Below are 21578 nucleotides of genomic sequence, written 5' to 3' on the forward strand. Positions count from 1 at the left end.
CGCGCAGCGCACGCCACGACCGTGGCCATCTGAGGCCAAGCGCAGGCTTTTCAAGGCGGGAGCCAGGCCCGGTGACACCAGGGCCAATTCAAAGACCTTGATGCCAGCACAAGACAATTGTTTGAATTTGTATCGCCAGCGCAGGGCTGCGCCACTAGAATGCCCAGCACGAGCATGAGAGCAATCCCGCACCCAAGGAGGAACATCTATGTCAAAAACACCATCGCATCGCCTGACCCGCTCGGCCGCCGGCCTGTTGCTGGGCACGCTGCTGTGCGCAGCCTGGAGCCAGCCCGCGCTGGCGCGCACGCCTTCGGACAGCCAGCTGCAGGCCAACGCGCTGCAGCGCTGCGACGCCCACACCGACCCGCGCTTTTGCGAGGCGCGCGTGCGCGGCGGCAACGGTGTGCGCATCACCGGCAGCGTGCGTGGCGGCGGCCTGTTCCGTGAAAACCTGCTCGGCGCGGCCATGGCGCAGCGCGGCAAGCCGGTGCTGATGACCTGGCAACAGCGCGGCGTGCTGACCACCTACGAGCGCATGCCCGCCCCGCCCAGCAGCCAGCACTACACGCGCGACCCGCAGCGCTGGTACAACTGAGCGCAGCCGCTCTGCGGCGCACCCGGCCCCTGGCCTGCCTGCACCCCCTGCACGGCGGCCCGGGGCTTTTGCATGGCCGCCGCGCCGCTATCATGCGCAGCGGCCCGCGCTGGCCGCACGCTCAAGCATTCTGTTCTCACACCCGCACTTGCCCATGCACGTTGACATTGCCATCGTAGGGGCCGGCCCGGTGGGCCTGGCATTCGCCCAATCCATGCAAGGCAGCGGCCTGCGCCTGGCCGTGCTCGACCGCCAGCCGCTGACGGCCCTGGCCGAGCCGGCCTTCGATGGCCGCGAGATCGCCCTGACCCACGCCTCGCAGCGCATCCTGCAGGATCTGGGCGCCTGGCAGCGCATCGACCCGGCGCAGATCAGCGCCCTGCGCGATGCCCAGGTGTTCAACGGCCCATCGCTGTTTGCGCTGCGCATCGACGCGCAGGTCGCGGGCGTGGCGCAGCTGGGCTATTTCGTGCCCAACCACCTGATCCGCAAGGCCTTGTTCGAGGCCGTGCAGGCGCGCAGCGAGGTGCAGCTCATCGGCGGCGTGGGCGTCAGCGGCCTGCACTGCGGGGCCGAGCGCCACACACTGCAGCTCGACGATGGCCGCAGCCTGACGGCGCGCCTGGTGGTGGCCGCTGACAGCCGCTTTTCGCAAACCCGCCGCATGATGGGCATTGCCGCGGCCACGCACGATTTCGCGCGCACCATGATGGTGTGCCGCTTCAGCCACGAGCTGCCGCACCAGCACGTGGCCTGGCAATGGTTCGACCAGGGCCAGACGCTGGCGCTGCTGCCGCTCAACGGCCAGCGCAGCAATGTGGTGCTCACGCTCAAGCCCGAGGCCATGCAGGCCGAGCTGGCGCTGGACGATGCAGCCTTCTCCGCCAGCATCACGCGGCGCTTTGCGCACCGCCTGGGCGCAATGCACAAGGAGGGCGAGCCCCACACCTACCCGCTGGTGGGCGTGTACGCGCAGCGCTTCGTGGCGCCGCGTTTTGCGCTGATTGGCGATGCGGCCGTGGGCATGCACCCCATCACCGCGCACGGCTTCAACTTCGGCCTGCAAAGCCAGCAGCGCCTGGCCGAGCAGCTGTGGCTGGCCAAGCGCCGCAACCGCGATCTGGCCGATCAGGAGTTTCTGCAGGCCTACGAGCGCCGCCACCTGGCCGCCACCTGGCCGCTGTACCAGGCCACCAATGCCATCGCCCGGCTCTACACCAACGATGCCGCACCGGCCCAGTGGCTGCGCGGCGGCGCGCTGCGCATGGCCCAGGCCGTGCAGCCATTTCGCAAGGCCCTGGCGCGGCACCTGACGCAGACCTGAACGGCCTGTTGGAAGGCCTGTTGGGGCATTTCAGCGCGCCATCACGCGGCGGATAGCAAAGGAGCTGCCATCGACCACGGCCACCAGCAGCAGCATGGCCAGCAGCACGGTGCCGGTCTCGCGCATGTGAAACAGCCCCAGGTGGTAGCTGAGCATCTGCCCCAGGCCGCCCGCGCCGACGATGCCCAGCACGGTAGCGGCGCGGATGTTGTTCTCCCAGCGGTACAGGGTGTAGGACAGCAGCTGCGGCGCGATCTGCGGCCAGGTCGCCCAGGCGAAGGTCTGCAGCGCGCCCGCGCCGCGCAGGCGCAAGGCCTGCGCCACTTCCGGGGCGGCGCTCTCCAGGCTTTGCGCAAACAGCCGCCCGAGCACGCCGCTGGTGTGCAGTGCCAGCGCCAGCGTGCCGGCCATGGGCCCCAGGCCGGCGGCGATGAGCAGCAGCACGGCCCAGATCAGCTCGGGCACGGCGCGCAATAGGTTCAAGATGGCAAGCGCCAGGCCGCGCAAGGCCGTGCGCCACGCACGCTGGCGGTGCGCCTGCATGGGCGCAGCGCTGGCGAGCAAGGCCAGCGCCAGACCGCCCACTGCGGCCAGGGCCGTGCCCAAGAGGGACATGGCCAACGTCTCCAGCGCCGCGCGCGCCGTGGCCTGCAAAAAGCCCGGCCCAGTCTCGGGCGGGAAGAAGCCGCGCACGAATTGCGCCATCGCGCCCAGGCCCTGCGCCGAAAACAGATCGCGCCACTGCAAGTCCAACGTCACAAAGCTGGCCACGACCAGGGCCGCCAGGGCCAGCAGCGCCAGGATCGTCCATAGGCTGCGCCGCGGCCGGGGCGGCAGCGGCAGCTCGACGCCAGTCTGGCCCGGCGCGGCTGCGTCATGCGGTCTGGATGCAAAGCCCATGCGCCTGCCTCGATTCAAGCCAGCCGCCGGCGCAGCCAGGCGCTCAGGCCGTCGCTGAGCCAGACCAGCCCAATGAACACCAACAGCGTGGCGCTGACCTCGTTGCCGGCAAACATCTTGGCGGCGCTGTCGAGCAACTGGCCCAGGCCCCCGGCGCCGACAAAGCCCAGCACCACGGACGAGCGCACGGCGCACTCCCAGCGGTAGACGGTGTAGCCGGCCAGCTCCTGCGCGCATTGCGGCAGCGTGCCGCAGAAAAACGCCTGCAGACGCCCGCAGCCGGCGCGCAGCAGCGCCTGGGTCGGGGCCGGATCGGCGCTTTCCAGGATTTCCGCATAGACCTTGCCCAGCATGCCGCCGTAGGCAATGGCGATGGCCAGCACGCCGGCCGTAGGCCCCAGCCCGGTCACGCGCACCAGCAGCAAGGCATAGACCAGCTCGGGGATGGAGCGCAGGGCCACCAGCAGCCAGCGCAGCAGCTGGCGCAGCAACCGCGGCAGCGCGGCCATGCGGCCCGCGCCCTCGCTGGCGCTGATGGACAGGCTGGCGCTGGCCATCAGCGCCAGCGGCGCGCCGATGAGCCAGGCCAGCGCCAGGCCCGCCGTGGCGATGGCGATGGTGCGCCAGGCCTCCTTGGCCAGCAGCCAGACAAACGCCCAATCGTGGCGCGGCGGCACGAAGCTGGCCAAAAAGCTGGCCGTGGCCTGCAGGCTGTGCGCATCCAGCATCTGCCAGGGTCGAAATTCCGTCAGCCGCAGCACGGGCCAGAGCACGGCCAGCGCCAGCAGCAGCGCAGCCCAGCGCCGCAGCCAGGCCGGGTCGCGCCCGGCATCGGCAGCTGCCGGGGATGCGCCACGGGGCGCGGCCTGGGCAGCGCGGGCCGTGCGGGCAGTGTGGGCCTGCTCAGTCATCACGGGCTTTGCTGGCTCAACCACAGGGCGCAGGGCCGGCCCAGACGGATGCGGGCGAGGGCGCGGCTTGGGCCTGTACGGCGGCCTGCACATCGGCCGGGGCATCGTCCAGCGCCGTGCTGCCATAGAGTTGCAGCAGCAGCGCATCGCTCAGGCCGCTGCCTGGGCCATCGTAGGCAATGGCCCCGTCCTTGAGGGCCAACACGCGCGCAAAGCGCCGCGCCGCGTCCACCTGGTGCAGGCTGCACAGCAGCGTATTGCCGCGCTGGCGGGCCGTCTGCCGCAGCACCTGCATGACCTGCTGCGCGCGGCTGGGGTCAAGCGCGGAGAGCGGCTCATCGACCAGCCAGCAGCGCGCCTGCGATGCCAGCAGCCGCGCCAGCCCGACGCGCTGGCGCTCGCCGCCGGAGAGCCGGTCCACGCGCTGCCAGAGCTTGTCGGGCAGATCCAACGCCAGCAGCGCCTGCTGCGCCCATTGCGCATCGGCCCGGCGCGGGTGCCACAGCGTGCGCAAGCTGGCCACCAGCCCCATGTGCGGCAGGCGCCCGGCCAGCACCGCTGCAACCACCCGCTGGCGCGGCGGTAGCGGCGGCACCTGGGGGGCATAAAACATCTCGCGCCGCAGCCGCTGGCGCTGGCTGCGCGGCAGCTGCCAGGGGTCTTGCCCATGCCAGTGCAGCGCACCGGCCTGCAGTGGCCAAGCCCCTGCCAGCGCCAGCATCAGCGTGCTCTTGCCCGAGCCGCTGGCGCCAATCAGGGCCACCTGCTCGCCAGGCGCGATCTGCAGCCGCAGGCCGCACAGCAAGGGCTGGGCCGCGCCAGCGGGCGCAATGCTGGCATCGCGCAAGGCCAGGGCCAGGGCCGGGGCCTGTGCCTGTGCTGCTGGTGCCTGTGGGGCGGCGGTCATGGCAGCGGCAGTGGCGTCGTGCACAGCTCAGCGCAGCAGGCCGGCGCTTTGCGCTGCGGCGCGGATGCCGTCGTAATTGGCCGCCTCGGTGGGGATGAAGCGCGTGGCGCGCTGCAGCTGCAAGATGGCCTTGCCCGCCGGCTCGGCCGCATCGAGCTTGAGAAAGGCCTGGCGGATTTTTTCCTGCAGCTCGGCCGGCATTTCGGCGTGCACCGTCCAGTTGTAGTCGTGGTAGGCGGGCGTGGTGTAGAGGACGCGCACCTGTTTGGCATCGACCCGGCCCTCGGCCACGAATTTCTCCCACACCGAGATGTTCAGCGCCCCGGCATCGACCTTGCCGCTGGCCACGGCGGCGATGGTGGCGTCGTGCGCGCCGGAGAAGCTCACGCGCTTGAGATCGGCATCGGGGTTGATGCCCTGCGCCAGCAGGTAGTGGCGCGGCATCAGATGGCCGGAGGTGGAGCTTTGCGAGCCAAAGGCCAGCGTGCGGCCCTTGAGATCGGCCAGCGACTCGATGCCGCTGCCCGCGCGCGTGATGAACACCGAGCGGAACTGCGCGTCCTCCTGGCGCTGCACCAGCGGCACGGCCTTGCCCTGCGAGCGCTGCTGCGCTTGCACGAAGGTAAAGCCGCCAAACCAGGCCAGATCCACCTTGCGATTGGCCAGGGTCTCCACGGCGGCGGCGTAATCGGTCACCGGCGTCCACTGCACCGCCATGCCCAGCTCCTGCTGCAGGTATTGGCCCAGGGGCTCGAACTTGCGCGCCAGCTCGGTGGGCGACTCGTCGGGAATGGCCGTCACGCGCAACACCTGCTGCGCATGTGCGCCCACTGCCGCCAAGCCCAGCACGGCCGCCAGGCCCAGGCCACGCACCCAGCCACCCAGCGCACGACTGGCGCGACGCGCCAGGCCGGCACGGGTTGCGGAAAAGTGAAAAACAGACCCAGACGCAGCTGGGTTTGGCGCTTGCTCAGCCATCTGCACACCCCTTCAAAAATGGCAAGACAAGGCCGACACGAAACCACGCGGCGATTCGTGCAGCCCCTCCGAAAGGGCGCGATTGTAGCTGCGCCCTTTCGGCGCTTTGGCGCCTTCCACAGGGGCTGTGGCTGTGCGCTGGCCTGCGGGTTTTCGGCATTGGCAGCGCAGCACAGACGGCGGCATGGTGGCAGCCTTGCCGTATGAAACCCACAGAGAAATCCTGCCCATGCCCTACTACCTTTTGCTGTCACTGGCCGCCGTGTTCTGGGGCGGCAACTACGTCGTGGGCCGGGTGCTGGTGGCGGGCATCGACCCCATGCTGCTCTCGGCCCTGCGCTGGGCTGGCACGGCGCTGCTGCTCAGCCTGGTGTTCGGGCGGCGCGTGCTGGCCGAGTGGCCGCGCAGCGCCAGCGATTGGGGGCGTCTGGCCTTTCTGGCGGCGCTGGGGCAGATCGCCTTTCCGGTCACGCTGTACCTGGCCTTGCAGACTGTGACCTCCGTGCGCAGCGCCATCTACATGGCCGCCTCGCCCTGCATCGTGATGCTGCTGGGCCGGCTGTTCTTCGGCGATGCGTTGCGCCCGCGCGCGCTGCTGGGCATTGCCGTGAGCACGCTGGGCGTGCTGCTGATTCTCTCCAAAGGCCATCTGCCCAGCCTGCTGGCGCAAGGGGCGCTGGCGCGCGGCGACCTGTGGGCCATGGCGGCGGTGCTGAGCTGGGCGGTGTACTGCACCTTTTTGCGCATCCGGCCCAAGGCGCTGTCCAGCGAGAGCTTCGTCACCCTCTCATCCTGGCTGGGGGCGCTGGCGCTGCTGCCCGCCGCCTGGCCGGCGCTGCTGGCGGCCTGGCAGCCCGGCGGCGGCTGGCCCTGGGGCGCGGCGCAGGCGCTGGGCCTGGCCTATCTGGTGATCTTCCCCTCCTGGCTGGCCTATGTGTTCTGGAGCCGGGGCGTGGCCGCCGTGGGCGCAGCGCGCGCCGACGTGTTCACGCACCTCATCCCCCTGAGCGGCGGGCTGATGGGCATCGCCCTCCTGAACGAGCCCTTCATGCACTACCACCTGGCCGCCGCACTGTGCATTCTGGCCGGGCTCGCACTGTGCCAATGGGACAAGGCAAGGCACACGCCTTGAAAGCCAGCCAGGCAGCCATCGCAGCGATGGCCCGCCGGACAGAGCCCCCCCCTTCTGCCTGTGCCGGCGCTGGGCCTGCGCACCGACCCAAAACACCCAAAGCAAAAGGCCCGCAGGGCTTGCCATGCGGGCCTGTGCAAGCAACCAGAATCGACACTCAGTGCGAGACGATGTCGATCATCCCGCCGCCGGCCGCGCCCTGCTCGGCCGCCGCGCTGGCCGTGGCTGGCAATGCGGCGGCGGCGGCCACCTCGTCCTCGGACAGCGGCGTGGGCTGGCGCACCAGGGCGTGCTGCAACACCTGATCGAACCACTTGACCGGGATGATCTCCAGGCCGTTCTTCACGTTCTCGGGGATTTCCTGCAAATCCTTGACGTTCTCCTCGGGGATCAGCACCGTCTTGATGCCGCCGCGCAGCGCAGCCAGCAGCTTTTCCTTCAAGCCGCCGATGATGGTGACCTCGCCGCGCAGCGTGATCTCACCGGTCATGGCCACGTCGGCGCGCACCGGGATGCCCGTCAGCGCCGAGACGAAGGCCGTGGCCATGGCCGCGCCAGCGCTGGGGCCATCCTTGGGCGTGGCGCCATCGGGCACGTGGATGTGGATGTCCTTTTTCTCGAACACCTGCGGCGCAATGCCCAGCTGCAGCGCGCGGCTGCGCACCACGGTGCGCGCGGCCTCGACCGATTCCTTCATCACGTCGCCCAGTGAACCGGTGCGCGTGACGTTGCCCTTGCCGGGCATGGTCTGGGCCTCGATGGTCAGCAAGTCGCCGCCGACTTCGGTCCAGGCCAGACCGACGACCTGGCCGATCTGGTCGTCCTTCTCGGCGCGGCCGTAGGTGAACTTGCGCACGCCCAGGAACTCGGCCAGGTTCTGTGCCGTGACCTGCACGGGCGCTTGCATCTGCTTGAGCTGGATGCCTTTGACGGCCTTGCGGCAAATGCGCGAGATTTCGCGTTCGAGCGAACGCACGCCGGCCTCGCGCGTGTAGTAGCGCACGATGTCGCGGATGGCGGCTTCGCTCACCTCCAGCTCGCCGGGCTGGATGCCGTTGTTCTTGACCTGCTTGGGCAGCAGGTAGCGCTGGGCGATGTGGAATTTCTCGTCCTCGGTGTAGCCCGAGAGGCGGATGACTTCCATGCGGTCGAGCAGCGCCGGCGGGATGTTCATGCTGTTGGAGGTGGCCACGAACATCACGTCCGAGAGGTCGAAATCGACCTCGGCGTAGTGGTCGGAGAAGCTGTTGTTCTGCTCCGGATCGAGCACTTCCAGCAGCGCGCTGGAGGGATCGCCGCGGAAGTCGGCGCCGAGCTTGTCGATCTCGTCGAGCAAAAACAGCGGGTTGCGCGTGCCGACCTTGCTGAGGTTTTGCAGGATCTTGCCGGGCATGGCGCCGATGTAGGTGCGGCGGTGGCCGCGGATTTCGGCCTCGTCGCGCATGCCGCCCAGGGCCATGCGCACGTACTTGCGGCCCGTGGCCTTGGCGATGGACTGGCCCAGCGAGGTTTTGCCCACGCCGGGCGGGCCCACCAGGCAGAGAATGGGCGACTTGACCTTGTCCACGCGCTGCTGCACGGCCAGGTGCTCCAGGATGCGCTCCTTGACCTTCTCCAGGCCGTAGTGGTCCTCGTTGAGGATCTTCTCGGCCAGCTGCAGGTTTTTCTTGATCTTGGTCTTCTTGGACCAGGGCAGGCCAGCGAGCACGTCCAGGTAATTGCGCACCACCGAGGCCTCGGCCGACATGGGCGACATGAGCTTGAGCTTTTTCAGCTCGGCCTCGGCCTTCTTGCGCGCCTCGGCGCTCATCTTGGCGCTGTCGAGTTTCTTCTCCAGCTCCTCGATGTCGGCTCCGTCCTCGCCCTCGCCCAGCTCCTTCTGGATGGCCTTGACCTGCTCGTTGAGGTAGAAGTCGCGCTGGTTCTTCTCCATCTGGCGCTTGACGCGGCTGCGGATGCGCTTGTCGATCTGCAGGATGTCCACTTCGGCATTGAGCTGCTGCAGCAGCGCCTCCAGGCGCTGGCCCACGTCCAGGGTTTCGAGCAGGGCCTGCTTGGCTTCGAGCTTGGCCGGCAGGTGCGCCATGATGGTGTCGGCCAGGCGGCTGGCGTCGTCGATTCCGGCGATGGAGGCGGCAATGTCCTGCGGGATTTTCTTGTTGAGCTTGGCGTACTGCTCGAACTGCTGCATCACGGCGCGGCGCAGGGCTTCGAGCTCCTGCTGCGGCGCCTGGGGCGCATCGGCGCGCAGCACGCTGGCCTGGGCCTGGAAGTGCGATTCGAGCTCGGTCACGTCGTGCAGGCGCACGCGCTCCTGCCCCTCGACCAGCACCTTCACGGTGCCATCGGGCAGCTTGAGCATTTGCACGATGCCCGCAGTGCAGCCAATCTCGAACAGGTCTTCGGCCTTGGGCTCATCCAGCGAGGCCGATTTCTGCGACACCAGCACGATGCGCCGCTGCTGGCCCATGGCCAGCTCCAGCGCCTTGATGCTCTTGGCCCGGCCAACGAACAGCGGCACCACCATGCCGGGGAACACGACCACATCCCGCAGCGGCAGCAGCGGCAGGGTGTCTTCACCAGGGGTCTGGTCGTCAACGGACAGGGGATTGGTTTGGTCGGTCATGGCATTCCTTCACGCAGCCCAAAGGGCAAGTGGGCTGCACATAAGGGCATTGTGGCCTGTTTCAAGCGCTTTGCGGCGGCTGGCCCGGTCGGTTCAGCCTGGGGTCTGCGCGGCCTCGCAGCGCACCTGCAGCAGCTCGCGCTGCGCCAGGCTGGCGCAGCCAAAGCGCATGGCGCTCAGGCAGCCGCCCCAGACGCAGCCGGTATCCAGCGCCAGCACCTTGTCGCGGTCCTGCAGGCCCAGCGTGGACCAGTGGCCAAAGGCGATCATGGTATCGGCGCTGGCGCGCCAGGGCACGTCGAACCAGGGCACGCAGTCCTCGGGCGCGTGGGCGGCGCTTTCGCTGCTGCTGAAGTCCATGCGCCCCTCGCGCAGCGTGCAAAAGCGCAACCGCGTCAGCGCATTGACGATGGCGCGCAGCCGGTCGGCGCCTTGCAGGGCATCGTCCCACACATCGGGGGTGTTGCCATACATGCTGTGCATGAAGTCGATGCAGCGGGGCTCGTCGCGCAGCACGGCCTCGACCTCGGCGGCCAGCGCCAGCGCCTGCCGGGCCGTCCACTGCGGCAGCACGCCGGCGTGCACCAGCAGCAACGGCTCGTCCAGGCTGTCCACCCAGCGCGCCAGCGGCTGGTGGCGCAGCCAGTGCAGCATGGCCTGGGCATCGGGGGCCTTGAGCACCTGGCCCAGGGTGTCGCGCTTGTTTTTCTTGCGCGCCTTGTAGTGCCGCGCCAGCAGGTGCAGGTCGTGGTTGCCGAGGATGGCCGAGATGGCCCCATCGGCGGCCATGCAGCGGCGCAGCACGGCGGCCGATTCGGGGCCACGGTTGACCAGATCGCCCAGCAGATAGGCATGGTCGCGGCTGGGGGAAAAGCCGGCCTGATCCAGCAGCCGCTGCAGGGCGCTGTCGCAGCCCTGGATGTCACCGATGCAATAAATCGCCATGGGCTCGTGTCCTTATTGATTGGGCAGATCAGGCCCTCAGAACCTGTTCAAAGTCTCAGTGCGAGTGGGCAAGAAGCGGTTTGGGATGGGCTGCAAGGCGCAAAACGCAGCCATAGCTGGGGCTATGGCGAGGCTTTGCAACGCGGCAGACCGCCCAAATCCGCTTGATTGCACACCGCGCAGAGATTTTGAACAGGTTCTCAGGCCTTCCAGCCGTCCTTGAGGCCGCAGGCGCGGTTGAGCACCAGCACGGGCGCATCGGCCGGGCTGTGGCGATCGCGCACGAAGTAGCCCAGGCGCTCGAACTGCCAGGGCCGGGGCTCGGCGCCTTCGGCCTGCAGGGCCTGGCGCAACCCGGCTTCCACGTAGCCGTGGGCCACGTGCAGGCTGTGCGGGTTGAGCTCCTCGGCCAGCTCGGCCTGGCCGGGGTGCTCGGCCTGGAACAGGCGCTCGTACAGGCGGAACTCGGCCGCTGCGCCGTCGTGCGCACCCACCCAGCCGATCACGCCCTTGACCTTGACGCTGTCCGCGCCGGGCGTGCCGCTCTTGGTGTCGGGGATGACTTCGGCCAGCACTTTGGTGACGCGGCCATTGGCGTCTTGCTCAAAGCCGGTGCATTGCACGACGTAGCCGTATTTGAGGCGCACTTTGTTGCCTTCCTTGGGCTGGCCGTCGCCGCCGGTGTGCGGCGGGTACAGGCGGCGAAAGCCTTTGCTGGGCACGGCCATGAAGTCTTCGCGCTCGATCCAGCTCTCGCGCCCGAGGGTGAACTGGCGCTGGCCAGCGGCCTCGTCGTGCGGGTTCAGCGGGGCCTGGCAAGGCTCCAGGTGGCCCGCGCCAAAGAGGGCGTCCCAGTTGGTGAGTTCGAGCTTGAGCGGATCGAGCACGGCCAGGGCGCGCGGGGCGATGGGGTCGAGCACATCGCGCAGCGCGCCTTCCAGCGCGGAGTAGTCGATCCAGCCGCCGGCCTTGGAGATGCCCGAGCGCTCGCAAAAGAGCTTGAGCGCCTCGGGCGTGTAGCCGCGCCGGCGCAGCCCGGCCAGGGTGGGCATGCGCGGGTCGTCCCAGCCGTCCACGTGGCCTTCTTCCACCAACTGGCGCAGGCGGCGCTTGCTGGTGATGACGTGGGTGAGGTTCAGGCGCGCAAATTCGTACTGGCGCGGCGGGGGACTTTGCAGCAGGCCGCCTTCACAGAGGCGCTCAAGCAGCCAGTCGTAGAACGGGCGCTGGTCTTCAAACTCCAGCGTGCAAAAGCTGTGGGTGATTTGCTCCAGCGCGTCCTCGATGGGGTGGGCAAAGGTGTACATGGGGTAAATGCACCATTTGTCGCCCGTGTTGTGGTGGGTGGCGCGGCGGATGCGGTAGATGGCCGGGTCGCGCATGTTGATGTTGGGGCTGGCCATGTCGATCTTGGCGCGCAGCACCATGCTGCCATCGGGGTGCTGGCCATTGCGCATCTCGCGAAAGCGCGCCAGGTTCTCGGCCGGGCTGCGGTCGCGCCAGGGGCTGTTGACGCCAGGCGTGCCAAAGTCGCCGCGGTTGGCGCGCATTTGCTCGGGCGTTTGCTCGTCCACGTAGGCGTGCCCGGCTTCGATCAGGTACTCGGCGGCACGGTACATGAAGTCGAAATAATCGCTGGCGTAATACACATGCGGCTGCACCACGCCGGGCTGGCCGGGCACGTCGGCATAGCCGGTGTCGTAGCCCAGCCACTGCACCAGCTCGCGGATGGAATCGACGTATTCCTGCTCTTCCTTCTCGGGGTTGGTGTCGTCAAAGCGCAGGTGGCAAGCGCCGCCGTAGGCCTGTGCCAGCGAGAAGTTCAGCCAGATGCTTTTGGCATGGCCCAGGTGCAAATAGCCGTTGGGCTCGGGCGGAAAGCGCATGCGCACCGGCGCTGGATCGGCCATGCCTGCCGCATGGTGCGCGCCATCGCCCGGGCTGCCGCCCCAGCGGCGCTGGGCGTAGGTGCCTTGCGCCAGATCGTGCTCAATGGCCTGGCGCAGAAAGTTGCTGGGTTTGGCCTCTGCGCCCTCGTTCTGCACGGGCGCAGCGCTTTCAGGGGTAGTGGATGTGTTCATAGGCGCCGATTGTAGGGACGGCGCCCGCGTTGCCGCGCCTGGCGAGGGAGCGAAATTTCGCCCAGGCACCAGGCCGTGGCGCTGCTCGCCGCCAGGCGCCATGCCGGCTTTTCATGGCCCGCTGCCGGTCGTCCAGGCCACCAGCTTCACCACCAGCGGGCGCACCGCCAGCAGGCTGATGAAGGCAATCGGCCAGGTGATGAGGTAGGAGCGGCCCAGGCGCGCCAGATAGGCCGCATCCACGCCGGTGTTGAGCGCCACCAGCACGCCGCTGACGATCAGCACCATGATGGCCGAGGCGTAGAAGGAAAAGGCAATGCCTGCGTAATTCTTCGGCAACTTCTTCATGGCTGCCCCCGCTGCGACAGCCAATCGTCATGCAGCCATTTTTCCGTTTGTCGCTTGCCGGGGAAATTCAGCCACACGATGTCGCGCTCGAACACAATGGGCCGGCCCTGCGCACCGACGATGACCCAGAACCAGCGCCCATCGCTGCGGTTGCGCATCTTCACCTTCATGCCGCGCAGCTTGTGCGGCTGGCCGCCCTTGAGCACGGTTTCATCGTGCGGCCTGATCCAGTGCAGCTCGCGCTTGCCCAGTAAATCAGGGGCATGGGCCTGCAAAAAAGCCTCGGCCACCGCCTGGGCCTGAGCCCTGCCGGGCAATGGGGCATCGGCGTCTGGCAGGCGCATGTCGGCAAAGCCTTGCAGATGGCCCTTGGGCGACCACAGCAGGCTGACATGCTCGCCGCCCAGTGCAAGGGACGGCTGTGCCTGCCAGCGAATCAGCTCGGCGCTTTCACCATCGACCGACACGCAGCGCCGCAGCACTTCGTGATGGCCCTCAGGCACAAAGGACGCCACAAATCCTTGCATGGCCGGTGTGTAGGCATCGGGCACGGCATGCAGGCCGCAAGCCACGGGGCTTGCGGGCGCATCTGCCGCCACTTGGCAGGCCAGGCACAGGCCCGCCGCCCAACAAAACCAAGGTTTTTTCATCGTTCAGCCTCCGCAGTCATGAAACACGCAGGGCAGTGTGCAGTGATCGTTTTTCAAATAAAACAAGTTAAATTGGCAATCGTTGATGATTTTTTCGCAGTGAACCACATGCCCGCCGATTTGCCCACCACTGGGCTGGACTGGAACGATGTCCGGCATTTCGTCACCCTGGTGGAGCAGGAAACCCTCACGGCCGCCGCAGAGGCCTTGGATGTGCAGCACAGCACGGTGTCGCGCCGGGTGGCGCAGCTGGAGGCCTGCCTGGGCCTGCGCTTGTTCGACCGCATCGGCAAGCGCTATTGGCTCACCGAAGAAGGCCAGCGCCTGTACGCCCATGCGCGGGAGCTGGCCAAGGACATGCGGGCCTTGCAGCGCCTGGCGCATGGGCAGCGGCAAGCCATCACCAAAGTGACCGTGACGGCGCCGCCGGTGGTGCTGCGCTGGCTGCTGCTGCCAAGGCTGGCGCGCTTTTACGCCACGCAGCCAGGCATTGCCCTGCAGCTGCAAAGCAGCGCCGAGCTGCACGATCTGCACCAGCGCCAGGCCGATATCGCGCTGCGCCTGCAACGCCCCGAAGCCCCTGACCTGGTGGTGCGCCGCCTGCGTCAGTTGCATTTCGGCTTTTATGCCAGCGCCGCCTATCTGCACCGCACGGCGCGAGGCGATTGGCGCTTTCTCACGCTCTCCACCCACAACCGCCTGAGCCGTTGGGCGCAGGACACCATCGGCAACGGCCAGGTGCTGCTGGCCTGCAATGATTTCGAACTGATTGGGCAAGGCATTGCCGCCGGTCTGGGCGTTGGCCTGCTGCCCGTGGACAGCGTGGCCGAAGATCGGGATCTGACCGCCGTCGCCCTGCATGCCGCGCAGCCGGAAAGGTATGAACAAGCCCTGTACCTCGTCATGCATGAGGATGTGCGCCGCTCGCCCAAGGTGCGCGCCGTGGCGGATTTTCTGGTGCAGGCGCTCTCCAGCAGCAATCTTGAGGGGTAAGCCATGGATGCACAGGCCATGGCGCCAGCGGCGGCGGCTTGGTGGACTCTGGCTCGCCACTCGGGCCAGCCGGGCAGCGCTTCTGCCAGATAATGGCCACTTTGCCAGATCAATGGCGGTTTTTCTTGATGAGGTAAGCCCTGTGCCCGTGAATTTGAATGTCCCCCAGGCCGATGATCTGCTGGCCATTGCCGGCGTGCGCATTGCCGTGACCGAGGCTGGCATCCGCAAGGCGCAGCGCAAGGATTTGACGGCCTTTGTGCTGCACGAGGCCAGCAGCGTGGCCGGCGTGTTCACGCAGAACCGCTACTGCGCCGCGCCGGTGCAGGTCTGCCAGCAGCACCTGGCGGCGGGCCAGCCGATTCGCGCCTTCATCATCAACACCGGCAATGCCAACGCCGGCACGGGCGCGCCCGGCCTCGCAGCGGCGCAGGCCACGGCGGCGGCGGCGGCGCAATTGCTGGGCGTCGCGCCCGAGCAGGTGCTGCCGTTTTCCACCGGCGTCATCATGGAGCCGCTGCCGCTGCCGCGCATTGAGGCCGCGCTGCCAGCGCTGCTGGAAAAAACCCGCCAGCCCGAGGCTGCCAGCCCCGCGGCCTGGCTGGAGGCGGCGCAAGGCATCATGACCACCGACACCGTGCCCAAGGCCGCCAGCGCCAAGGCCGTGGTGGGTGGCAAGACCATCCACGTCACCGGCATCAGCAAGGGCGCGGGCATGATCCGCCCGAACATGGCCACCATGCTGGGCTTCATCGCCACCGATGCCGCCATCGCCCCGGCGCTGCTGCAGCCGCTGGCGCGGCAGCTGGCCGACGAGTCATTCAACCGCATCACCGTCGATGGCGACACCTCCACCAACGACAGCATGATGCTGGTGGCCACGCACCAGGCGGACAACACGCCGGTGCAGACGCTGGACGACGCCGACGGCCAGGCCCTGTATGCAGCGCTGCGCAGCGTAGCCCAGCAGCTGGCGCAAGCCATCGTGCGCGATGGCGAGGGCGCCACCAAGTTCATCACCGTGCGCGTGAGCGGCGGCAAGACCCGCGCCGAGTGCGCACAGGTGGCCTATGCCATTGCCCATTCGCCCCTGGTGAAGACGGCCTTCTTCGCCAGCGACCCGAACCTGGGTCGCATCCTGGCGGCAGTGGGCTACGCCGGCATTGCCGACCTGGATCAAAACCGCATCGCCATGCACCTGGGCGATGTGCACGTGGTGCAGGACGGCGGGCGCCGCGCCGAATACCGCGAGGAAGATGGCCAGCGCGTCATGCAGCAAAGCGACATCACCGTGCACGTGGATCTGGGCCGCGGCCAGGCCGAAGACACGGTCTGGACCTGCGACTTCAGTCACGACTACGTCAGCATCAACGCCGACTACCGCTCATGAACGAACAATTCCTGCACGTGCTGCAAAAGGCCGAGCGCTTGCTCGACCGGCTCGACGCCATCCTGCCCCGCCCGCTGCAAGCGCCCGAGGATTGGGGCAGCGCCCTGGCCTGGCGCTACCGCCGTCAGGCCAGCGGCGGCGGCGTGCTCGAGGCCGTGCAGCACCTGGCGCTGATGCGCTTTGACGATCTGTTGGAAGTGGGCGATCAGAAAGAGCGCCTGCTGGCCAACACGCGCCAGTTCATGGCCGGCCAGCCGGCCAACAATGTCTTGCTCACCGGCGCGCGCGGCACCGGCAAATCCTCGCTGGTGCGCGCCTGCCTGGCGCAATTTGCCCAGCAGGGGCTGCGCCTGGTCGAGGTGGACAAAAGCGATCTGGTCGATCTGCCCGACATCGTGGCCATCCTGGCTGCAGCGCCCTGGCGCTTCATCGTCTATTGCGACGACCTGAGCTTCGACGAAGGCGAGCGCGGCTACAAGGAGCTCAAGTCCATCCTGGACGGCTCCATCGCCGCAGCCACGCCCAATGTGCTGGTCTACGCCACCAGCAACCGCCGACACCTGCTGCCCGAAACCATGGCCGACAACCTGCGCGGCCAACGCAGCGAGGACGGCGAAATCCACCCCGGCGAGGCCGTGGAGGAAAAAATATCCCTCTCCGAGCGCTTTGGCCTGTGGCTGAGCTTCTACCCCTTCAGCCAGGACGAATACCTGGCCATTGCCGAGCTGTGGCTGCGCCAACTGGGTTGCCCGGCCAAACAATTGCCCCAGGCGCGCCAGCAGGCCCTGGTCTGGGCGCTGGAGCGCGGCTCGCGCAGCGGCCGCGTGGCCTGGCAATTCGCCCGCGACTACGTTGGCCGCCACGGCCTGGCCAAGCCCAAGCGCAAAGCCGCCCCCAAAAGCCAGAGCGCCAAAGTCGGGCGCAGCGCCTCGAACACCCAGAGCGCGCCAAGCGCCAAGCCGGCCCGGCGCGCCAGCAGCCAAAAGCCACGCTGATGCACGACAACCGCCCAACACACAACCCTGCGCCTGCGCCCCAACCTGCCGCCCGCGTCGAAGTGGCCGTCGGCATCCTGCTGCAAGGCCAGGGCGCCAACCAACGCTTTTTGCTCGGCACCCGCCCGGCCGGCAAGCCCTATGCCGGATATTGGGAATTCCCTGGCGGAAAAATCGAACCTGGCGAAAGCGTCGAACAGGCATTGCGGCGCGAATTCGAGGAAGAGCTGGGCATCCACATCGGCCCAGTGCAAATCTGGCGCACCACGGAGCACGACTACGAACACGCGCAGGTGCGCCTGCACTGGTGCAAAGTGCGCCAATGGCGCGGCCAATTCCAGATGCGCGAAGGCCAGCAAATTGCCTGGCAATCGCTGCCGCCCAGCGTTGCGCCCATCCTGCCCGGCGCCTATCCGGTGCTCGATGCGCTGGCGCAAGAAACCAGCTGAACACCTGCAACGCCGCCACGCACCCGCAAAGCCATGGCCCGCATGCCCACCCAAAACCCTCCACCTGAGCTCGGCAGGCCGCCGCGCAGCGCCCCGGCGCGGCTACGGCCCTGGATGATCTGGCTGGCGTGGATGCTCGTCATCGGCGCCATGTACCTGCTGATGGACAGGCTGCTGGCGCCAGCCCCGTCCGTCCAGATCACAAGCGCCGATGGCGGCGCTGCCCTGCAGCTGCCCCGGCACCGCGATGGCCACTTCTACATACAAGGCTCCATCAACGGCGCGCCAGTCCAATTCATGGTCGACACCGGCGCCAGCCTGGTCTCAGTCAGCGACGCGCTGGCCGAAGCCGCCCAACTGCACGGCGGGCGCCAGACCACCTTCAGCACCGCCAACGGCACCCGGCAAGGGCGCGTGGTGCGCGCCGCCAGCCTGCGCCTGGGCCACTTCACGCTGGAAAACGTCGAAATCGGCACCGGCCTGAACATGGGCCGGGGCGAGGCGGCCCTGCTCGGCCAGAACGCGCTGCGGCATTTCCACGTCACCATGGAGGGCAGCACCATGGTGCTGCGCCCGCGCCAGCCGGCGCCGTAGCAGCAGGCTTGCGTTGCAGTTTGCGCCCAGCAGGCTGGTATGTCACGCCGCTGGCGGCACCAGCAAAATCCGCTCTACCGCGCTGCGCCGCTCGGCCCGCACGCTTTCCGGAAGATTTGCGCCCACATTCGACTCGGCCAGGATATAGCTGTAGGAAGCTGCCCTGCTGGGCCTGGCCGCCTGGCAAATCCAGCGCGTGGGCCTGCAAGACGTGATGCACCAAAGCGCGGGCAGCCTGGCCCTGGGCCAGCAACGCATTGTGGAAATCGCCCGCGCCCTGTGCACCGACCCCATGCTGTTGCTGCTGGACGAGCCTGCCGCCGGCCTGCGCCTGCAAGAAAAGCAAGCCCTGGCGCGGCTGCTGACGCAGTTGCGCAGCGAAGGCATGGCCGTGCTCATCGTCGAGCACGACATGGACTTCATCATGGGCCTGATGGACCGCATCGTCGTCATGGAATTCGGCAGCCGCATCGCCCAAGGCAAGCCCGAGGAGATCCGCAACGACCCCGCCGTGCTGCGCGCCTACCTCGGCGGCGTGGAGATCGACGGGGAAACCGCCCCGGAAAGCCCCCAAGCCGACGCAGCAGCCACCGCCACCCCAACCGCCAGCCGCCCAGAAGGAGCCAGCGCATGAGCCACGCCCACCAAGCCCCCACACCCGCCGCGCCAGCCGTATCCGCCGCGCCGTTGCTGGCCGTGGAGAACCTGCACGTGCGCTACGGCAAAAGCGCCGCCTTGTTGGGCGCCCAGCTGCAACTGGGCCAGGGCGAGCTGGTGTGTGTCATCGGCCCCAACGGCGCGGGCAAATCCTCGCTGCTCAACGCCCTCATGGGCTGCCTGCCCGCCAACGGCAACGCCAGCGGCACGGTGCGCATTGCCGGGCAGGATGTCTCGGCCCTGCCGCTGGAGCAGCGCGTCAAACGCGGCCTGGCGCTGGTGCCCGAGACGCGCGAGCTGTTTGCCAGCATGAGCGTGGAGGACAACCTCATCCTCGGCAGCTACCTGCTGCGCCACCAGGGCGCGGCCCAGCGCCAAGCCCTGCTGCAAGAGATCTTTGCCCTGTTCCCGCGCCTGAAAGAGCGGCGCAAGCAGCCTGCGGGCACCATGTCCGGCGGCGAGCGGCAAATGCTCGTCATCGGCCGCGCGCTCATGAGCCGCCCGCGCGCGCTCATGCTCGACGAGCCATCGCTGGGCCTGGCGCCCAAAATCATGAACGAAGTCTTTGCCATCATCGAAGACCTGCGCGCCCAGGGCCTGGGCATCTTGCTGGTGGAACAAAACTCCCGCGCCGCCCTGCGCGCCGCCCGCTACGCCTACGTGCTGGAGCTGGGCGCCATCACCCTGCACGGCCCGGCGCAGGAAGTGGCCAACCACCCGCAAGTCATCGAAGCCTATCTGGGCAAAAAGCAAGTCTCGGCCGCCAGCATCGGCCAGCCTGCCGCTCTTTGAATAGCGAGCGTGTGGGCCCGCCAAGCATGGCAAGCCACAACCGATCAGGACAAGAGCTACGCCCCAAAGAGCGCCCTTTGACTACAGCTCGTAATCGCTCTCGCGCCCACTCATGGCCAGCTGGACCTGCTCACGACTCAAGCGTGGGCTGATGAGCTCGGCAAAGCGATAAACGAATTGGCGCAAGTATGCCCCCTTTTTGAATGCCACCCGCGCCATGTTCATGCCAAGCAAATCCCCCATCGGCCGGGCTTGCAGGTGTCCCAGCAACTCACCCTGTACGGCCATTTCTGCCACGATGCCCACGCCCAAACCCAGGCTAACATAGGTGCGAATCACATCCGAATCAATGGCCTCTAACACAATGTTGGGCTTGAGATTGCGGCGCGCAAATGCGCGGTCAATGCGACCACGACCGGTAAATGATGGGTGATAGGTAATCAATGGTTCACTGGCAATATCTTCCAGCGTGATGCGCGGCTTATGCGCCAACGGGTGCTGGGGCGGAAAAATCAGCACATGCTGCCACTCATAACAGGGCATAGTGACCAAATCTTCATAATCGGCCAGCGATTCGGTTGCCATGCCGATGTCCACCGCTTCATTCAAGATCAGGCTGGCCACTTCGTGCGGCGTAGCCTGGTGCAGACTGATGTTGACTTTGGGAAATTGCGCACGGAAGCGCGCCACTGGCTCAGGCAAAACGTAGCGCGCCTGCGTATGGGTGGTGGCAATGCGCAGCGTGCCCGAGTCTTGCGTGCTGAAATCCTTACCGATACGTTTGAGATTGCCCACCTCACGCAAAATGATCTCGATGCTGGCAAGCACATGCCGGCCAGGCTCAGTCACACGCTTGAGTCGCTTGCCATGGCGCGCGAATATCTCAATCCCAAGTTCATCTTCCAACTCGATGATGGCCTTGGAAACACCGGGCTGCGAAGTGTGCAAAGCCTTGGCCGCTTCAGTCAGATTCAAATTGCGCCGAACCGCTTCTTGAACAAAACGAAATTGGTGGAGATTCATACGCAAGCCCTACACGTCGTGTGCCAAGAATGAAAGCTGTACTCAAAGCGCCCAATTCAAGCGAGGCGCATGCGACTGATTTCAGGCTGTGCGCCGCGTGAAGACCATTTCAGGGCTTGTGACCTCAGTTTTTCAACAAAAATGGCAGACGCAGTGAACACAGACATCGGCTGCCAAGGCCGGCATGTATGACGGTCGCAATGCTTTGATTGAGAGATGCAATGGTAGTGCGTGCAAACCCTTGCCACAGACAGCGCAGGCACAAAAAAGCGCGCTCGAAAGCGCGCTCAACGGAAAAGAAAAGGCTGCGAGGCTACCCAGGGTGAAGATAGAGAGTGAGGGAGGAGAAGCACCAAGGGAGTCGTCAGCCAGGCGTTGCCTGGAAGCCTCGCAGCCAAAAACAATCATCGAAAGCCTGCCGCTTTCCATCGACTCCGTACAGAACTTAAAGTTCCGCTACCGATGAGGGCAGAGCAGACAAGCCTTGTCGATTCGTATCGAAGCGCCTTCTTAGCTAAGGGAACACACTTCAAACCCGTTCGAGTGATTCTTGCAGAACAACAACAAATTGTCAACTGTTCAACAAAATCCTTTTTTTGTATGAGGATAAATGCATCGTGTTGAACATTCCGCCATTGCTTTTGCTGCGCCTGAACGCTGGCCGGGCCGGCAGGGGCCGCTGCTTGGTTCATGCCGCCGCCAACCGATGTGCAATGCGGCTTTTGTATGGGTGGGCTCTCAGCCTGGCAGCGCACGATGGCATTTGGCACTGGCAATTTAAGGTGATGCACAGCCATTGGCTGTCGGCTAAGGCCCTTGTTCTAACGTGGAAGATTCTGCCCGAGCCGGCGCGTCGCGCGCCGCTGAACGGCTTGTACATAGGCTGCGGCGTCTGGAGGTAGGCGACTGACTTGGCTTTGCCACAGCATGTCCTGCAAGCAATCCATGACTTCGTGATGGGCCTCGTGCAAGGAGTCCATGCGGCTGGCCAGCAGCTCTACAGCCTGGCGAATGCCTGCGGGCTGGTCGATGCTGCATTGCTCGCTGATGGACAGGTGCATGGACAGGTGCAGAAAGGGGTTGCTGCGCCCGTCGCGGGCCACGTCGTAGCTGCGCGCGATGGCGACCTCGACATCGGCCAGGTCTGCGTGGTACTCGGGATGCTCGGCAATCCACAGGGCAGCCAGGGTTTCGATGGCCTCCAGGGGCTCACCAGCCTGGCTTTTGGCGTACACGCCGCAGAAAAAGCGGCGCACCTGCTCCTGCGTGGGATTGAACAGCATGG

General features: G+C 66.8%; 20 protein-coding genes and 1 pseudogene. 10 read left to right on the top strand and 11 right to left on the bottom strand.

Going from position 1 to position 21578, the window contains the following annotated elements; genetic code table 11:
* The first annotated feature begins 208 nt into the window (after positions 1 to 208).
* Both CK620_RS09105 and ubiM read left to right on the top strand, forming a co-directional pair.
* Positions 209 to 598 (top strand): hypothetical protein, encoded by a 390-nt coding sequence (locus CK620_RS09105; protein WP_095550035.1) that lies wholly within the window; start codon positions 209 to 211, stop codon positions 596 to 598.
* A 154-nt stretch (positions 599 to 752) separates the two neighbouring features.
* A complete protein-coding gene (gene ubiM / locus CK620_RS09110; RefSeq protein ID WP_095550036.1) occupies positions 753 to 1922 on the top strand; it encodes a 5-demethoxyubiquinol-8 5-hydroxylase UbiM in 1170 nt (389 codons plus the stop codon).
* A 30-nt stretch (positions 1923 to 1952) separates the two neighbouring features.
* On the opposite strand, the gene phnE is transcribed toward ubiM, so the two are convergent.
* From phnE to CK620_RS09130, 4 genes are read right to left on the bottom strand one after another with little or no spacing between them, the layout of a single operon-like run.
* Complete coding sequence (gene phnE / locus CK620_RS09115; RefSeq protein ID WP_095550037.1) at positions 1953 to 2822, bottom strand: phosphonate ABC transporter, permease protein PhnE; 870 nt, start codon at positions 2820 to 2822, stop codon at positions 1953 to 1955.
* Between the two features lie 14 nt (positions 2823 to 2836).
* Positions 2837 to 3733, bottom strand: a complete 897-nt coding sequence (locus CK620_RS09120) for a PhnE/PtxC family ABC transporter permease (protein ID WP_095542153.1) — start codon at positions 3731 to 3733, stop codon at positions 2837 to 2839.
* A gap of 16 nt (positions 3734 to 3749) precedes the next feature.
* On the bottom strand, positions 3750 to 4640 hold the full coding sequence (locus CK620_RS09125) for a phosphonate ABC transporter ATP-binding protein (protein WP_095550038.1): 891 nt from the start codon (positions 4638 to 4640) through the stop codon (positions 3750 to 3752).
* A 27-nt stretch (positions 4641 to 4667) separates the two neighbouring features.
* Positions 4668 to 5618, bottom strand: coding sequence for a putative selenate ABC transporter substrate-binding protein (locus CK620_RS09130; RefSeq protein ID WP_095550039.1), 951 nt, complete (start codon positions 5616 to 5618; stop codon positions 4668 to 4670).
* Positions 5619 to 5847: 229 nt separating this feature from the next.
* Between CK620_RS09130 and CK620_RS09135 the strand changes: the two genes are divergently transcribed.
* Positions 5848 to 6750, top strand: a complete 903-nt coding sequence (locus CK620_RS09135) for a DMT family transporter (protein ID WP_179290614.1) — start codon at positions 5848 to 5850, stop codon at positions 6748 to 6750.
* Positions 6751 to 6907: 157 nt separating this feature from the next.
* On the opposite strand, the gene lon is transcribed toward CK620_RS09135, so the two are convergent.
* The 5 genes from lon to CK620_RS14330 all read right to left on the bottom strand — a co-directional run bounded on the left by lon (position 6908) and on the right by CK620_RS14330 (position 13400).
* A complete protein-coding gene (gene lon, locus CK620_RS09140; protein ID WP_095550041.1) occupies positions 6908 to 9376 on the bottom strand; it encodes an endopeptidase La in 2469 nt (822 codons plus the stop codon).
* A 93-nt stretch (positions 9377 to 9469) separates the two neighbouring features.
* Positions 9470 to 10321, bottom strand: a complete 852-nt coding sequence (locus CK620_RS09145) for a symmetrical bis(5'-nucleosyl)-tetraphosphatase (RefSeq protein WP_095550042.1) — start codon at positions 10319 to 10321, stop codon at positions 9470 to 9472.
* Between the two features lie 200 nt (positions 10322 to 10521).
* Positions 10522 to 12402, bottom strand: a complete 1881-nt coding sequence (locus CK620_RS09150) for a glutamine--tRNA ligase/YqeY domain fusion protein (protein ID WP_095550043.1) — start codon at positions 12400 to 12402, stop codon at positions 10522 to 10524.
* Positions 12403 to 12513: 111 nt separating this feature from the next.
* Positions 12514 to 12750, bottom strand: a complete 237-nt coding sequence (locus CK620_RS09155; protein WP_095542143.1) for a DUF2798 domain-containing protein — start codon at positions 12748 to 12750, stop codon at positions 12514 to 12516.
* On the bottom strand, positions 12747 to 13400 hold the full coding sequence (locus CK620_RS14330; RefSeq protein WP_238946082.1) for a hypothetical protein: 654 nt from the start codon (positions 13398 to 13400) through the stop codon (positions 12747 to 12749). Before CK620_RS14330 ends, CK620_RS09155 begins: the two co-directional genes overlap by 4 nt.
* 108 nt (positions 13401 to 13508) lie before the next feature.
* On the opposite strand from CK620_RS14330, the gene CK620_RS09165 reads away from it, so the two are divergent.
* The 7 genes and pseudogenes from CK620_RS09165 (at position 13509) to CK620_RS09195 (ending at position 19270) form a co-directional block, all read left to right on the top strand.
* A complete protein-coding gene (locus tag CK620_RS09165; protein WP_095550128.1) occupies positions 13509 to 14393 on the top strand; it encodes a LysR family transcriptional regulator in 885 nt (294 codons plus the stop codon).
* Positions 14394 to 14535: 142 nt separating this feature from the next.
* On the top strand, positions 14536 to 15783 hold the full coding sequence (gene argJ, locus CK620_RS09170) for a bifunctional glutamate N-acetyltransferase/amino-acid acetyltransferase ArgJ (protein ID WP_095550044.1): 1248 nt from the start codon (positions 14536 to 14538) through the stop codon (positions 15781 to 15783).
* Positions 15780 to 16778: an ATP-binding protein gene (locus CK620_RS09175; protein WP_095550045.1), complete on the top strand. Its 999-nt coding sequence runs from the start codon at positions 15780 to 15782 to the stop codon at positions 16776 to 16778. The genes argJ and CK620_RS09175 overlap by 4 nt, the downstream gene beginning before the upstream one ends.
* Positions 16778 to 17227, top strand: a complete 450-nt coding sequence (locus tag CK620_RS09180) for an NUDIX domain-containing protein (RefSeq protein WP_095550046.1) — start codon at positions 16778 to 16780, stop codon at positions 17225 to 17227. Before CK620_RS09175 ends, CK620_RS09180 begins: the two co-directional genes overlap by 1 nt.
* A 42-nt stretch (positions 17228 to 17269) precedes the next feature.
* Positions 17270 to 17821 carry a retropepsin-like aspartic protease family protein gene (locus CK620_RS09185; protein WP_179290615.1) on the top strand — a complete coding sequence of 184 codons (552 nt, stop codon included), beginning with the start codon at positions 17270 to 17272 and terminating at the stop codon, positions 17819 to 17821.
* A gap of 154 nt (positions 17822 to 17975) precedes the next feature.
* A pseudogene (locus CK620_RS09190) lies at positions 17976 to 18362 on the top strand (ABC transporter ATP-binding protein C-terminal domain-containing protein); the annotation flags it as partial.
* Between the two features lie 89 nt (positions 18363 to 18451).
* Positions 18452 to 19270, top strand: coding sequence for an ABC transporter ATP-binding protein (locus CK620_RS09195; protein ID WP_095550048.1), 819 nt, complete (start codon positions 18452 to 18454; stop codon positions 19268 to 19270).
* An 81-nt stretch (positions 19271 to 19351) separates the two neighbouring features.
* Here CK620_RS09195 and CK620_RS09200 read toward each other — a convergent pair whose 3' ends face one another.
* Together CK620_RS09200 and CK620_RS09205 are read right to left on the bottom strand one after the other, a co-directional pair.
* On the bottom strand, positions 19352 to 20293 hold the full coding sequence (locus tag CK620_RS09200) for a CysB family HTH-type transcriptional regulator (protein WP_095550049.1): 942 nt from the start codon (positions 20291 to 20293) through the stop codon (positions 19352 to 19354).
* A gap of 821 nt (positions 20294 to 21114) precedes the next feature.
* Positions 21115 to 21573, bottom strand: coding sequence for a DUF1841 family protein (locus CK620_RS09205; RefSeq protein ID WP_095550130.1), 459 nt, complete (start codon positions 21571 to 21573; stop codon positions 21115 to 21117).
* Between the last annotated feature and the right edge of the window lie 5 nt (positions 21574 to 21578).

The sequence above is a fragment of the Vandammella animalimorsus genome (assembly GCF_002285285.1).
Lineage (GTDB): Bacteria > Pseudomonadota > Gammaproteobacteria > Burkholderiales > Burkholderiaceae_C > Lampropedia > Lampropedia animalimorsus.